General features: G+C 63.0%; 12 protein-coding genes. 8 read left to right on the forward strand and 4 right to left on the reverse strand.

What is annotated here, in order from left to right; genetic code table 11:
• Positions 1 to 7 precede the first annotated feature (7 nt).
• The 4 genes from ACN0RV_RS13130 to ACN0RV_RS13145 all read left to right on the forward strand — a co-directional run bounded on the left by ACN0RV_RS13130 (position 8) and on the right by ACN0RV_RS13145 (position 3,565).
• Positions 8 to 994 (forward strand): COX15/CtaA family protein, encoded by a 987-nt coding sequence (locus tag ACN0RV_RS13130; RefSeq protein WP_417348129.1) that lies wholly within the window; start codon positions 8 to 10, stop codon positions 992 to 994.
• Positions 988 to 1,893: a heme o synthase gene (gene cyoE, locus ACN0RV_RS13135; protein WP_417348131.1), complete on the forward strand. Its 906-nt coding sequence runs from the start codon at positions 988 to 990 to the stop codon at positions 1,891 to 1,893. The genes ACN0RV_RS13130 and cyoE overlap by 7 nt, the downstream gene beginning before the upstream one ends.
• Positions 1,890 to 2,513 carry an SCO family protein gene (locus ACN0RV_RS13140; protein ID WP_417348132.1) on the forward strand — a complete coding sequence of 208 codons (624 nt, stop codon included), beginning with the start codon at positions 1,890 to 1,892 and terminating at the stop codon, positions 2,511 to 2,513. Before cyoE ends, ACN0RV_RS13140 begins: the two co-directional genes overlap by 4 nt.
• Before the next feature lie 65 nt (positions 2,514 to 2,578).
• A complete protein-coding gene (locus ACN0RV_RS13145; protein ID WP_417348134.1) occupies positions 2,579 to 3,565 on the forward strand; it encodes an alpha/beta hydrolase in 987 nt (328 codons plus the stop codon).
• On the opposite strand, the gene ACN0RV_RS13150 is transcribed toward ACN0RV_RS13145, so the two are convergent.
• Positions 3,555 to 4,604, reverse strand: a complete 1,050-nt coding sequence (locus ACN0RV_RS13150) for a polysaccharide deacetylase family protein (RefSeq protein ID WP_417348136.1) — start codon at positions 4,602 to 4,604, stop codon at positions 3,555 to 3,557. The genes ACN0RV_RS13145 and ACN0RV_RS13150 overlap by 11 nt on opposite strands.
• A gap of 18 nt (positions 4,605 to 4,622) precedes the next feature.
• Between ACN0RV_RS13150 and ACN0RV_RS13155 the strand changes: the two genes are divergently transcribed.
• Positions 4,623 to 5,951 (forward strand): MATE family efflux transporter, encoded by a 1,329-nt coding sequence (locus ACN0RV_RS13155; RefSeq protein ID WP_417348138.1) that lies wholly within the window; start codon positions 4,623 to 4,625, stop codon positions 5,949 to 5,951.
• A 44-nt stretch (positions 5,952 to 5,995) separates the two neighbouring features.
• Here the strand turns inward: ACN0RV_RS13155 and nfuA are convergent, their stop codons facing one another.
• Positions 5,996 to 6,574 (reverse strand): Fe-S biogenesis protein NfuA, encoded by a 579-nt coding sequence (gene nfuA, locus ACN0RV_RS13160; protein WP_417348140.1) that lies wholly within the window; start codon positions 6,572 to 6,574, stop codon positions 5,996 to 5,998.
• Positions 6,575 to 6,749: 175 nt separating this feature from the next.
• On the opposite strand from nfuA, the gene ACN0RV_RS13165 reads away from it, so the two are divergent.
• On the forward strand, positions 6,750 to 9,236 hold the full coding sequence (locus ACN0RV_RS13165) for a M14 family zinc carboxypeptidase (RefSeq protein ID WP_417348142.1): 2,487 nt from the start codon (positions 6,750 to 6,752) through the stop codon (positions 9,234 to 9,236).
• Between the two features lie 6 nt (positions 9,237 to 9,242).
• On the opposite strand, the gene ACN0RV_RS13170 is transcribed toward ACN0RV_RS13165, so the two are convergent.
• Complete coding sequence (locus tag ACN0RV_RS13170; protein ID WP_417348143.1) at positions 9,243 to 9,965, reverse strand: phosphoribosyltransferase family protein; 723 nt, start codon at positions 9,963 to 9,965, stop codon at positions 9,243 to 9,245.
• On the opposite strand from ACN0RV_RS13170, the gene bioH reads away from it, so the two are divergent.
• Together bioH and ACN0RV_RS13180 are read left to right on the forward strand one after the other, a co-directional pair.
• A complete protein-coding gene (gene bioH, locus ACN0RV_RS13175) occupies positions 9,964 to 10,752 on the forward strand; it encodes a pimeloyl-ACP methyl ester esterase BioH (RefSeq protein ID WP_417348145.1) in 789 nt (262 codons plus the stop codon). The two genes, ACN0RV_RS13170 and bioH, sit on opposite strands and share 2 nt — an antisense overlap.
• 73 nt (positions 10,753 to 10,825) lie before the next feature.
• On the forward strand, positions 10,826 to 11,281 hold the full coding sequence (locus ACN0RV_RS13180) for a hypothetical protein (protein WP_417348147.1): 456 nt from the start codon (positions 10,826 to 10,828) through the stop codon (positions 11,279 to 11,281).
• Here the strand turns inward: ACN0RV_RS13180 and ACN0RV_RS13185 are convergent.
• Positions 11,271 to 13,601, reverse strand: a complete 2,331-nt coding sequence (locus ACN0RV_RS13185) for a Tex family protein (protein WP_417348148.1) — start codon at positions 13,599 to 13,601, stop codon at positions 11,271 to 11,273. The two genes, ACN0RV_RS13180 and ACN0RV_RS13185, sit on opposite strands and share 11 nt — an antisense overlap.
• Positions 13,602 to 13,662 lie beyond the last annotated feature (61 nt).

Genomic DNA, 13,662 nt, shown 5'->3' on the forward strand with positions numbered 1-13,662 from the left:
AGGCAGGATGAATCGATTGATACTGGCCACCGCCGCCCTCGCTTTTACCGTGATTCTGGTGGGGGCCTTTACCCGCCTCACCGATGCCGGCCTGGGGTGCCCGGATTGGCCCGGATGCTATGGCTTCCTGACGCCCACGGCGGCTCAGGCCAATGCGGATCTGGCGCTGAGCCGCTATCCGGACAGGCCATTGGAGGTGGCCAAGGCGTGGGCTGAGATGGGCCACCGGTACGTGGCCTCCCTGCTCGGCCTGCTGATTCTGGTGATTGCGGTCAAGTGTTGGCGCACCCCTCAGCGGGGACACGGCCTGGCCCTGGCGGCCCTGGTGCTGTTTCAGGGGGCTCTGGGAATGTGGACCGTCACCCTCAATCTGATGCCGGCGGTGGTGATGGGCCACCTGCTCGGTGGCTTGACGCTGCTTTGTTTGCTGATTCTGCTGTGGCTCAGGCGCCGGCCCCATCTGCCGGCGGCCTTGCCCGCCCTGGCGATGCCTGCGGCCCTGGCACTGGTGGCGCTGGTGGTGCAGATCGCCCTTGGGGGGTGGACCTCTGCCAACTACGCGGCGGTGGTGTGCACCACTCTGCCGGTGTGTGAAGGGAGTTGGTGGCAGAACCTGGATTTCATTTCTGCGTTTCGCCTGATTCAGCCCCGGGCCGACAGCTATGAGTTCGGCACCCTGGATTATTCGGCACGAATGACCATCCATGTGACCCACAGGTTGTGGGCGGTGGTAACGGCAGTCCTGCTGCTCTATCTGGCCTGGCAGCTGATGCGTCGGCCTCTGTGGCGTCCCCTGGGCCTGGCCATCGCCCTGATGACCCTGCTGCAGGTTGGGCTGGGTCTTGCCAATGTGCTGTTTCAGTTGCCTCTGGCGGTGGCGGTGGCGCACAACGGTGGCGGCGCCCTGTTGGCGATGCTGCTGGTCAGTACCAATTATCTGCTGCGGGCCCGGGCCCCCAGTTCAAGCCCTGTGGGGGAGGAGGTGCCATGCTGAAGACAATTGGATGGAGTAAAGGGCGTCAGGGACTGGCGTGGCGGGATCTGTTGGAGATGACCAAGCCCAAGGTGGTGCTGTTGATGCTGGTCACTGCCCTGGTGGGCATGGCCCTGGCCTCCCCAGGGATGATCTCCCCCAGGGTACTGATCCTGGGCCTGACCGGAATCGGCCTGATGGCCGGTGCGGCGGCGGCGGTGAATCACCTGCTGGACCGGCAGATCGATCTTAAGATGGCCCGGACCCACAAGCGGCCGGTGGCCACCGGCCGGGTTTCGCCGTTTCAGGGTGGGGTGTTTGCCCTGGTGATCGGCACCCTGGGATTTGTCATCCTCTATGGCTTCATCAACCCGCTGACCGCCTGGCTGACCCTGGCCAGCCTGGTGGGTTACGCCCTGGTGTACACCGGTTTCCTCAAGCGGGCGACACCGCAGAATATCGTCATAGGCGGGCTGGCGGGGGCTATGCCGCCGCTGCTGGGCTGGACCAGTGTCACCGGGGACCTCCATGGTCACGGCCTGCTGCTGGTGATCATCATCTTCACCTGGACGCCACCGCACTTCTGGGCCCTGGCCATTCACCGCCGGGAAGAGTATGCCAAGGCCGCCATCCCCATGTTGCCGGTAACCCATGGGGTGGAGTACACCAAGACCTCCATTTTGCTCTACAGCTTCCTGCTGGTGATCGCCTGTATGCTGCCTGTGCTGGTGGGCATGAGCGGGGCCTTCTATCTGGCGGGCTCCACCCTGCTGAGCCTGTGGTTCCTGGCCCGTGCCTGGCAACTCAAGTTTGCCCCTAAACCGGACTCGGCCATCAAGCTGTTCCTGCTCTCCATCTGGCAATTGCTGGCGCTGTTTGTACTCATCCTGGTGGATCACTACCTGGGGGTGGCACTGTGAGTCGCGCATTGACCCTGGCCATCGCCCTGGTGGCACTGGCTGCTGGAGCCATGCTGGCCCTGTGGAGCAGCAAGCCGCCCCAGGTCTCGGCCCTGTGGCTTCCCGAGCCCAGGCCCCTGGCTACCTTTGAGCTGACCGACGACATGGGGCGCCCCTTCAATAACGACAGCTTCCAGGGCCAATGGACCCTGCTGTTTATGGGGTTTACCTCCTGCCCTGATGTCTGCCCGGGCACCATGGCCCGCCTCGCCGCCATTTATGGCGAGCTGTCTCAGACGGTACCGCTGCAGGTGGTGCTGCTGTCGGTGGACCCTCAGCGGGACTCCGCCGAGCGGCTGCATCAGTACGTGACCTATTTCAATCCGCAGTTCCGCGGCATCACCGGTCCCCACGACCAGTTGTATGGCCTGAGCCGTAGCATGGGCCTGGTGTATGCCATGGTGGAGAGCGACGGGGCGGACGGTTACTCGGTGGACCACAGCGCGGACATCGCCCTGATCAATCCCAACGGCGAACTGGAAGCCCTGTTCCGGCCCCAGGGAGAACCCGGCGAACTCCGACTGGTTTCCATGGGGCACATCCGCGACGACCTGCCCAAGATCGCCGCCTATGGTGGCTAGTGGTTGAGTCCATCCTCCGGAGTATGATGTACTGACTTAATCTTCAGTGGATACAAGGATGTATCATGTTGCGGTTCCTCCCTTTACTGTTGCCCCTGCTCCTGGGTGGCTGCGTCTCCCTGGTGGCCAACCGGATCGCCGACTTTCCTGCGCCTCAGCCCGGTGAGGATGAGATGAGACTGGTCGAGATTGCCCAGCTTGAGTCTCAACGCTTTTGCGCGCCGAATCGCTGCCTGAGTTACCTCCGTACTCGAGCAGGCTTTCCTGGGGCGAAGCAGCTGAAGGTCAAAGTCCATGCGGCTGATGAAACTACAGACTATTTGACTCTGAAGTGGGACAGGGAACCCAACGCCAAAGGCACCGTAGTGCTGCTCCACGGCTACCAGATGTACAAAGAGGCGATGGTCCTCAATGCGGCCTACTGGCGGTTTTTGGGTTATCAGGTGCTGGTGCCGGATCTGGGGGGCCATGGTCAGAGTGATGGCCCCTTCAGCTTCGGGGTGAAGGATGCCCGGCTGCTGAGCCAATGGCTGGATGCCCAGCAGGAGCTGGAGCGGCCGCTGTATCTGTTCGGTAACTCCATGGGCGCGGTGGCGGCCCTGCACCTGGCCAGTGTCCGCGAGGATGTGGCCGGGTTGATTTTCCAGGCGCCCATGCTGGATCTGGAGACCGGTGTCCGGGCGTATCAGCAGAGTTTTGCCAGTGCCCCCATGCGGCTGATCGACGACGAGGATCTCAAGGAGGGGGTAGGTTTGGCCCTGCAGAACCTGGGCCTGAGCCCGTCTCAGCTGAGCTTTCGACAACTGATGGGAGAGAGCTCACTTCCTGCCCTGATTCTGGCCTCGGACCAGGATCCCTTTGCCCCTTTCGGGGCGTTGCAGCCACTTCAGGACGATAGGGTTGAGGTGGTAAACCTCCCCGGCCAGGACCATCTGCAGATGGGGCTCATCGGTCCCGGGCAGCATGGACCGATAAGTCGTTGGATGGCCCGTCAGCAACCCGGGCTCATGGTTCCGAAGTTGGTCGGCAGCCCAGAGCAGGCTACTCCTTAGGCCAGCTGCCGTCGGCCCTGGCTTGAACCCAGGGCTGGGAGAACCAATAGTAGCCGCCGCTGCTGCGGCTGGGGGCGGTGCAGTTGTAGCGGGAGCGCCCTGCGGGCAGGGGCAGGTCCGCCTGGATGGTGAAGCTGTGCTCGTCCAGCCAGGTGGGGGCCTTGCCACCCTGGCCTTGGATGTAACACATCAGGGCGTCACGACGCAGGTCCTCGCCCTCGAGGGTAACGGTGAGGATGGGGCGGGGGCGCTCCTTCAGTTCGGACTCATCCCCTTCCAGTTTTACCGCCGGCATGTTCAGGCTGTGCAGTTTCACCTTGAGGGCGTCCATGTCCGCGTAGGGGCCGGCCACCGGGAACCGTGGGACTGCCGTCAGGCTGGAGTAGGGACCCGCGGCCCCTGAATGCTGACCTATGCCCACATAACCCATCTGCTCCAGGCGCTGACGCAGGGCCTGGTTGAACTCCCCATAGGGGTAGGCCAGCTGGCGGACGCTGTAACCCAGCTCCTTTTCGATGGCCGCCTCGGTGCGCTCTAGGTTGGCCTGGATGCGCTCCAGCCAGGCGGCTTCATCTTCTCCATCCAGGCGGCGAATCAGGTGCTCGTGTCCCCAGCTGTGGTTGGCGATGACGGCGCCCTCTGATGACAGCTGCCGCAGGGTGTCCCAGTTCATCATCCGGGCAAAGTTGCGCTCTATGGGCTCGATGGCCACAAACAGGGTGTAGGGGAATCCGTGGGCTTTCAGCACCGGGTGGGCGTTGTCGGCCACGTTCTGATAACCGTCGTCGAAGGTGATGGCCACGGTTTTCGGCGGCAGGTGTTCACCCTTGCGTATGGCGTCGATCACCTCGGACAGGGGCACCACGCTGAACTCATTCTGGGCCAGGTAGGCCATCTGCGCCTGGAATTGAGCAGGGGTGACGCTGGTACTGGCGGGGGTATCCTCGCTAACATGGTGATACTGGAGAATCACCGCCGCGGCTGCACTCTGTACCCACAGCAATGCCAGCAGGGACACCAGTGTTGTCATTCGTTTCATAACAGGTTCCAAGTTTCCATGACCCTTACCGCCATCCTCTCCCGGCGTCAGGCCCACCGGCGTACTTTTGCCCTGGCCTGGCCGATGATTCTGTCCAATATCACCATCCCTCTGCTGGGGCTGGTGGATACGGCGGTAATTGGTCATCTTGATGAGGCCTACTACCTGGGTGGCGTGGCCGTCGGGTCGATGATTATAACCTTTCTCATGTGGATGCTGGGCTTTTTGCGCATGGGCACCACCGCCCTGGTGGCCCAGGGGCATGGGGCAGACGATCTGCAGGCCCAGTTCGAGGTACTGAAGCAGGGGCTGATGCTGGCATTGGGTCTGGCCCTGGCCGTGCTGCTGTTGCAGTGGCCCATCCTTCATTGGGGCATCCCCCTGGCGGGAGGCAGCGGTGACGTTCAGCAGTATGCCGCTCAGTACTTTGCCATTCGTATCTGGGGGGCGCCGGCGGCCCTGACCAACCTGGTGTTGCTGGGCTTCCTCCTGGGCAGGGGACAACCCAAGGTGGCCATGTGGCAGCTGTTGTTGGGCAATGGACTGAACATTGTGCTGGATCTGTTGTTTGTGGTTGGTCTGGGGTGGGGGGTGGCCGGCGCGGCCTGGGCCAGTCTGATGGCGGAATACGGCACCATGGCCCTGGCGGCGGTGCTGGTATGGCGTCAGCTGCGACACGGCAAGCAGTTGCATTGGCAGCCTCAGCTGCTGGGTATGGGGCGACTGGTGAAGCTGAACCGGGACATCTTCCTGCGCACCCTGTGTCTGCAGCTCTGCTTCAGCTTCGTCACCCTGATGGGGGCCAGGCTGGGTGATTCGGTGGTGGCGGGCAACGCGGTTCTGATGAACTTCCTGTTGGTGATCTCCTACGCCCTGGATGGCTTCGCCTACAGCGCCGAGGTGGAGGTGGGTCGCGCCTGGGGCGCCCGGGACAGAAGCAGGTTGCGCCAGGCGGTGGTTCTGGGCTGGTTCTGGTCCGGAGTGACTGCCCTGCTGTTTACCCTGCTGTTTGCCCTGGCCGGTGAGGGGATGATTCGTATGCTGACTGACATCGAGGCGGTGCGCAGCCACGCCTTGCACTACCTGTCCTGGGTGGTGGCACTGCCGCTGCTGGCGTTCAGCTGCTTCCTGTTTGACGGCGTGTACATCGGCGCCGCCCTGGGGCGGCCTATGCGCAATGCCATGCTGATCTCCGCCTTGGGTTTTTTCCTGTTGTGGTGGGGCTTCCGGGAGCTGGGTAACCATGGGCTGTGGCTGGCACTCTGCGGCTTCATGTTGCTGCGGGGAGTGACCCTGGGTTGGCACTACCTGGTGAGACTGAAACCTGAAGTCCACTGGCAGGCATAAAAAAACGCCCGGCACAGGCCGGGCGTTGTCGTGTCTGGGGCAGATCAGTAGAAGGAGTGGTCGCCGTGCTGGTGCTCGGTCATGTCCTTCACGCCATTCAGCTCGCCGGGGAAGGCCTCCAGCAGCTGCTTCTCGATGCCATCTTTCAGGGTCACGTCCACCATGGAACAGCCGTTGCAGCCGCCGCCAAACTGAATCACGGCCACGCCGTCGTCGGTCAGCTCCATCAGGGTGATGAAGCCGCCATGGCCGGCCAGTTGCGGGTTAACCTGGGACTGGATGATGTAGTCCAGGCGATCCTTCAGGGGAGCGTCGTCGGCAACTTTGCGCATCTTGGCGTTGGGTGCTTTCAGGGTCAGCTGGGCACCCAGCTGATCGGTCACGTAATCGATGAGGGCCTCTTCCAGGAAGGGGGCGCTCTTCTCATCCACCAGGGCGTCAAAGCCATCAAATGGCAGGGTGATGTCATCCTCTTCCACCGCATCTGCTGGGCAGTAGGAGACGCCGCACTCAGCCTGAGGGGTGCCGGGGTTGATGACAAATACACGGATGTTGGTGCCGTCGGCCTGCTGCTCCAGCAGCTTCTTGAAGTGGCCCTGGGCGGATTCGGTAATGGTGATCATAACTGCTCTCTGCGGCGGCTAAAGCCTGAGTAGTGGAGTCGGATATCCGAATCATACTCCGATGCGAAGTCGGATAACACCCTTGAAGGGCGATCCCAGTCACGCTTTGGCTGGATCATGACCGGCCCCACTGTTAGCATTTGCCTACTGTAAAAGCAGAAGAACCTCACGGAAGATGAGATATTTTTTATTACTATTCAGCATGATAGCCGGATGCGTCTGGGCCGCCCCCTCTGCCCTGCTCCCCAAGGACCAGACGTACCTGACCACCATTCAGACCCCACAACAGGCGTTTGGCCGCCCGGTGGGGGAGCGTCACCTGCGTTACGATCAGGTGCTCAGCTACTTTCAGACCCTGGCCCGGGAGTCGGACCGGGTGACTCTGGAATCCGCCGGTTTCAGCCATCAGGGACGACAGCAGATCGCCGCGGTGATCACCTCACCGGAGAATCAGCGGCAGCTGGACAGTATCCTGGCCCAGCGCGTCAGGGTGACTCAGGGGGAACGGGTTGCCGGGCCCACTGTGGTGTGGCTGGCCTACAGCATCCATGGTGATGAAGCCAGTGGCCTGCACGCGGGCACCCTGTTTGCCTACTACCTGGCGGCCTCCCGGTCTCAGGAGGTGTCCGACTGGCTCAAGGAGATGGTGATTCTGATCACCCCCAGCCAGAATCCCGATGGTAATGACCGCTTTGCCAACTGGGTGAACGGTTTTACCGGCAACACCCTCAATGGCTCCAGCTGGCACAGGGAGCATTTTCAGTCCTGGCCCAGCGGCCGGGTGAACCACTTCCTGGCGGATCTGAACCGGGATTGGCTCTACATGAGGCACCCGGAAAGCCGGGGGCGGGTGGAGGTGTTCCAGCGTTGGCAGCCTCATGTGGTGGGCGACTTCCACGAGATGGGACACAACAGCAGTTACTTCTTCCAGCCTGGCGTGCCCAGCCGCACCCACCCGCTGACCCCTTCCCAGAACCAGTCCCTCACCTCTGCACTGGGCAATTACCATGCCGATGCCTTAGATGCCCTGGGCCAGCCCTACTTCTCCCGGGAGTCGTTCGACGACTTCTACTATGGCAAGGGCTCCACTTACCCGGACATCAACGGCGGCGTCGGCATTCTGTTTGAGCAGGCGACGGTACGCGGCCATCTGCGGGAGACCGACTATGGCCCCCGCACCTTCAGTGAGGCGATTCGCAATCAGCTGGCCACCTCCTTCTCCACGGTGAGGGGCAGCTTCGATCAGCAGAAGGCACTGCAGCAGTATCAGTACGATTTTTTTGCCGACTCCCTGGAGCGTGGCCAGGACCGCCGTGGCGCCGGTTTCATCGTTGCTGCTCAGGGTGACCAGGGCAGGCTGAACGCCCTGACCCGGGTGCTGGATGCCCACAGGGTCAGTTACGGCTATTTGGCCAAAACCGTTTCTGCCCAGCAGCGCACCTTTGAACCGGGCAGCCTGTTTATCCCCTTCGCCCAGAGTCGTTACGCCCTGGTGGAAGCGCTGTTCGACAAGCGCACCGAGTTTGAGGACAACACCTTCTACGATGTCTCCGCCTTTGCGGTGGACCTGGCCTTTGATCTGGATGTCGCCACCTTGAAGCGACAGCCCAAACTGATGAAGCAGCGACCCCAGCAGGCACAGCCGCTGCAGCAGAGTGCCCTGGCCTGGGTGATCCCCTGGTCCGACAGATACTCTCCGGCGGCGTTGCAGCGCCTGCTGAAGGCGGGCATTCAGGTGCGTTTCAGCGAGCTGCCCAGTCGCCTGCAGGGCAGTGAGGGTGAGCTGGATCTGGCCCCGGGTGCCCTGGTGATCAACGGCCGTCAGCCGGGTGTTGCCCAGGCGCTGCAGCAGGTGCAGCAGGAGTTTGGCCTGGTGGCCAAGGCGGTAATCCGGGGTCAGGCCCTGAACGGCCCTGACCTCGGCAGCCGCACCTTCCGGGCGGTGAGCGAGGTGAAACCGATGATCCTGGTGGGACGCAATGTCTCCCAGTATGAGGTGGGCCAGCTGTGGCACTACCTGGACCAGCAGTTGGGGGTCGCCCCCACCCTGATCGACGGCGAGTATGCCGAGCGGGTGCCCATGGAGGAGTTTACCCATCTGTTTTTGGTGGATGGCCGCTACCGCAGCCTGACGCCGGCCCTGAGCAGTCGCATTCAGACCTTTGTCCGCCGGGGCGGGGTGCTGGTGGCCTGGCAGGGCGGTGCCCGAGAGGTGTCGGACTGGGGCATGGTGCCTGTGGATATCCAGGGCAGGGAGGAGCTGGGCCGTGAGTTTGAGGAGCACCCGATCCAGTTCGCCGAGCGCCACCATGAGGATGCCCGTCGTACCATAGGCGGCGCCATCGTCGGCTGGGACCTGGACGTCAGCCATCCCCTGGCGTTTGGCCTGAGACCCACCCTGCCAATGATGAAGGATCGGGAGATGGTGCTTGAGGCCCGGGGCGGAGTGGTGGTGGGACGCTATGGCGACCAGCCTCTGCTGTCCGGCTTTATGGCGCCGGAGTATCGCCAGTCCCTGGCCAGCCAGGGCAGTGCGGTGGTGGTCAAAAACGGCAAAGGCGCCGTGGTGCTGCTGGCGGACAACCCCTTGTTCCGTAACTTCTGGTTAGGGGGAGAGCGCCTGGTGGCCAACAGTCTGTTCCTGATCCCCGCCCTGCACTGACCCAAGCTAGCGCCTGTTGAGGGCGCTGGCCAGGGTCCAGAACTGCGTGACTCGCACCCCGGCCTGGCCCAGGGTGCGGGTCACTGTTTTCAGGGTGGAGCCTGTGGTGATGATGTCATCCACCAGCGCCACCTGTTGCCCTTCTCCCTCTCCTGACACGCTAAAGGCACCCTTGAGGTTGTCCCGTCGCGCCTGGCCATCCAGCTGGTGCTGCAGCCGGGTGGGGTGGACCTTGACCACCAGTTGGTCCAGCAGTGGCAGCTTCAGCTCCCTGGAGAGGGCCCGGGCCACCAGCCAGGCGGGATTAAACCCCAGTTGCCGCAGCCTGGACCTGTGGGTGGGGACGGGCACCAGCGCCTGGGGCAGGGGCAGGTGTCCCTGCTCATGGTAGGCTAAGATGCGGTTGGCCAATGTCCCGGCCAGGACGCTCACCAGCTGAGGCTTTGCCTGGGTCTTGATCTGGGCGACGCAGGGGCCGATGGGACCGTGGTAGTGAAAGGCGCTCACCACCGGCCGCCACCGCTTGCGGGTCAGGCAGCTGCCGCAGCGGTGGGGCGGGGCCAGGGTCAGGGGACGGTGACAGTGGAGGCACACCTGGCCCAGGGCGCCGTCCCCCAGGCAGACGTCGCACAGCCCAGCTCCTCGGGCCAGGGGTTGCTGGCACAGGGTGCAGCGGTTGGGTAGACTGGCCGCCAGAATCGACGACAGGGCATGGGAGAGGGTCAACATGTCATTAAGCCTAGACGAATCCATTCATATTCACTGGCAGGGTGAGGGGCAGCCCATGCTGCTGCTTCATGGCTGGGGCATGAATGGCCAGGTGTTCGAACCCTTTGCCCAGTTGCTGGCGGAGCGGGGGTTTCGGGTGGGCCGGGTCGACTTGCCCGGTTTCGGCCACAGTGCGCCGCTGAGTGACGGCCTGACGCTGGAGGGGATCAGTCAGGCCCTGGCGCCGCTGCTGCCGGATGCCTGTGTCCTGGTGGGCTGGTCCCTGGGAGGGATGGCGGCCACCCGACTGGCCCTGGATTGCCCAGAGCGGGTCAGTCATCTGATCACCCTGGCCAGTTCTCCCTGCTTCAGTGCCCGGGATGAGTGGGCGGGCATCAAGCCCAGGGTGCTGGCCGGGTTTGCCCAGGCCCTGACCCAGGATCTGGCCGGTACCCTGGAGCGCTTTGTGGCGTTGCAGGCCATGGGCAGCGACAGTGCCCGCAAGGACACCAAGGCGATTCGTACCCTGTTGTCAGAGGCGCCGGAGCCCGATGGCAGCGCTTTGGCCCAGGGGCTGGCGATCCTGCGGGATGCGGATTTACGTCCTCAGTTGCAGAATCTGAGCCAGCCCTGGCTGCGACTCTACGGCCGACTGGATGCCCTGGTGCCGGCGGAATCGCTGCCGGCGATGGCCGCCCTGGCTCCCGCCAGCGAGCAGGTGGTGTTGCCCAAGGCGGCTCATGCCCCCTTTATCTCACACCCCAGCGACACCCTGGAGTGCATCGAGGCTTTCTTAGGGCGTGCCTAATCCGTTATAGAACAGAGAGTTCTTTTACATTTCAACTGGATTGTTGAATAATTAACCAGGAATAGGAGAGCCCATGTTCCTGGTTTCCAACTACCCTCAAGTGCCCATAGTGACCACCAATCCTGCCACGGACGATCTCCGTCAGCAGGCGTTGGCGCGTGCTCCTGTGGTGCCGGCCAGGGAAGCGGAGAAGTCGGCGTCGGAACGGGCGCTGGATCCTGAGCATGATGCGGTGCAGCTGCCCGGTGGCAGCAAGCTGAAGCGGCGTGACGCCGAGGGTGAGGAGCCCAGGGAGGAGTCCCCCGAGCAGCAGCATCAGAAAGCCGGTCTGTTTGAGCTGTGGCGCCCGCCGACCTTTGATCGCCCCGGCGTCCGCCGGCAGGGCACGGGCGTAGTGCCCAGGGAGAGCGGCTCTCCTTCACTGGAGCTGAGCGACAACGAGTACCAGAGGTTTACCCGCATCCTTCATCGTCACTACAGTCAGGTGGCCCGGCCCGCCGAGCCACCGACCTTCCAGACTAACGCTTAGCCTTCTTGAAGGCGTCGGCAAAAGCGTTGCCCATGGCGCTGTTGCCGGACTGAGTCTGGGTCTGCCGGTCATTGCGGCTGCGCTGACTGCGACGCTCCTGGCCGCCCTTGGGCTGACTCTCCCGTCTGGGACTCTTCTGCTGACCCGGCTCATCGTCCAGGCGCATGGAGAGTCCGATGCGTTTGCGCTCGATCTCCACCTCCATCACTTTCACCTTCACCACGTCGCCGGTTTTGACCACCTTGCGGGGGTCATCCACAAACTGGTGGGACAGGGCGGAGATGTGCACCAGGCCGTCCTGATGGACGCCGATGTCCACGAAGGCACCGAAGTGGGTGACGTTGGTGACCACCCCTTGGAGTACCATGTCCGGCTCCAGATCCTTGAGGGTCTCCACGCCGTCGGCAAACTGGGCGGTTTCAAACTGGCCTCGGGGATCCCGTCCAGGCTTTTCCAGTTCCGCCAGCACGTCGGTGATTGTTGGCAGGCCAAACTGGTCACTGACGAACTGGGCCGGTTTCAGGCTCTTGAGGACGCCACCATTGCCGATAAGGGCCTCAATACCCTGGCCGGTGTGGTCGGCAATGCGCTTCACCAGGGAGTAGCTCTCAGGGTGAACCCCGGAAGCGTCCAGGGGGTTGTTGCCCCCATTGATGCGCAGGAAGCCGGCACACTGCTCAAACGCTTTGGGCCCCAAGCGAGGCACCTTCAGCAGTTGTTTGCGCTCGTCGAAGCGGCCGTTCTGGTCCCGAAAATCCACCACGTTTTGAGCCAGGGTGCGGGACAGCCCGGCCACCCGGGTGAGCAGGGCGGCGGAGGCGGTATTGAGATCCACCCCGACGGCGTTTACGCAGTCCTCCACCACGGCGTCCAGGGAGTGGGCCAGGTGGGTCTGGTTGACGTCGTGCTGGTACTGGCCCACACCGATGGATTTGGGCTCGATCTTCACCAGTTCCGCCAGGGGATCCTGCAAACGGCGGGCAATGGAGACCGCGCCGCGCAGGGAGACGTCCAGATCCGGAAACTCCTTGGCGGCGGTTTCCGAGGCGGAGTAGACCGAAGCGCCGGCCTCACTGACCATCACCCGTTCCAGTTTCAGCTCGGGGTGACGCTTCTGCAGGTCCGCCGCCAGCTTGTCGGTTTCCCGTGAGGCGGTGCCGTTGCCGATGGCCACCAGCTCCACCTTGTGGGCTTTGGCCAGCCTGGCCAGGGACTGGATCGACTGATCCCACTGGTTGCGGGGAGCGTGAGGATAGATGGTGTCCGTAGCCACCAGCTTGCCGGTGTGATCCACCACCACCACCTTGACCCCGGTGCGCAGACCGGGATCCAGGCCCAGGGTGGCACGGGGGCCGGCTGGGGCGGCCATCAGCAGATCGCCCATGTTGTCGGCAAACACCTTGATGGCGTCGGTTTCCGCCTTCTCTCTCAGGGTGGTGAGCAGTTCGCTCTCCATCTGCAGACTCAGTTTCACCTTCCAGGTCCACTGCACCACGCTCTTGAGCCAGAGGTCCGCCGGCTGGCTGCCCAGGTTCAGTGACAGTGCCTGGGCGATCAGGGACTCACAGATGCTGTGCTTCTGCCCCTCCTCCCGGTTGGGATCGGCATTGAGGCTGATGGCCAGCACCCCTTCGTTACGGCCGCGCAGCATCGCCAGGGCGCGGTGGGAGGGCACCTTGGTCAGGGCCTCATCGTGTTCGAAGTAGTCGCGGAACTTGGCCCCAGCCTGCTCCTGGCCGGGGATCAGCCGAACCTCCACCTGAGACTGGCGACGCATATGATCCCGCACCGCGGCGATCACCTCCGCCTGCTCGGCAAAGCGCTCCATCAGGATCGCCCTGGCCCCGTCCAGCACCGCCTTGGTGGAATCGAAACCGGCGTCGCCGTTGAGGAAGGCCTGGGCTTCGTTATCCGGCGTCAGCTGGCGCTGATCCAGCAGTTTGTCGGCCAGAGGTTCCAGCCCCGCCTCGATGGCGATCTGCCCCTTGGTACGTCGCTTGGGTTTGTAGGGCAGATAGAGATCTTCCAGTTCGGTCTTGGTGGCCGCCGAGTTAATCTTTGTAAGCAGGGATGTATCCAGCTTGCCTTGCTGCTCAATGCTTTGCAGAATCGTCTGACGACGGGCATCCAGTTCCCTCAGGTAGGTGAGCCGGCTGTCCAGCTGGCGCAACTGGGTGTCGTCCAGGCCGCCGGTGACCTCCTTTCGGTAACGGGCGATAAAGGGGACGGTGGCCCCTTCATCCAGCAAGGTGATGGTGGCGTCCACCTGTTGGGTTCGCACCTCCAGTTCCTGTGCGAGTCGTTGGGCAAGAGTCTGCATAGCGGTTGAATTTGCCTTTAATGGTTATGCGAGATAAAACTAAACCGGAATCTATCACAGA

It is taken from the genome of Ferrimonas sp. (assembly GCF_048263965.1).
Classification (GTDB): Bacteria; Pseudomonadota; Gammaproteobacteria; order Enterobacterales; family Shewanellaceae; genus Ferrimonas.

Coding starts and splice junctions, on each gene's coding strand:
- ACN0RV_RS13130 (WP_417348129.1), top strand. CDS start 8: ATGAATCGATTGATACTGGCCACCGCCGCCCTCGCTTTTACCGTGATT.
- cyoE (WP_417348131.1), top strand. CDS start 988: ATGCTGAAGACAATTGGATGGAGTAAAGGGCGTCAGGGACTGGCGTGG.
- ACN0RV_RS13145 (WP_417348134.1), top strand. CDS start 2,579: ATGTTGCGGTTCCTCCCTTTACTGTTGCCCCTGCTCCTGGGTGGCTGC.
- ACN0RV_RS13150 (WP_417348136.1), bottom strand. CDS start 4,604: ATGAAACGAATGACAACACTGGTGTCCCTGCTGGCATTGCTGTGGGTA.
- ACN0RV_RS13155 (WP_417348138.1), top strand. CDS start 4,623: ATGACCCTTACCGCCATCCTCTCCCGGCGTCAGGCCCACCGGCGTACT.
- nfuA (WP_417348140.1), bottom strand. CDS start 6,574: ATGATCACCATTACCGAATCCGCCCAGGGCCACTTCAAGAAGCTGCTG.
- ACN0RV_RS13165 (WP_417348142.1), top strand. CDS start 6,750: ATGAGATATTTTTTATTACTATTCAGCATGATAGCCGGATGCGTCTGG.
- bioH (WP_417348145.1), top strand. CDS start 9,964: ATGTCATTAAGCCTAGACGAATCCATTCATATTCACTGGCAGGGTGAG.
- ACN0RV_RS13170 (WP_417348143.1), bottom strand. CDS start 9,965: ATGTTGACCCTCTCCCATGCCCTGTCGTCGATTCTGGCGGCCAGTCTA.
- ACN0RV_RS13180 (WP_417348147.1), top strand. CDS start 10,826: ATGTTCCTGGTTTCCAACTACCCTCAAGTGCCCATAGTGACCACCAAT.
- ACN0RV_RS13185 (WP_417348148.1), bottom strand. CDS start 13,601: ATGCAGACTCTTGCCCAACGACTCGCACAGGAACTGGAGGTGCGAACC.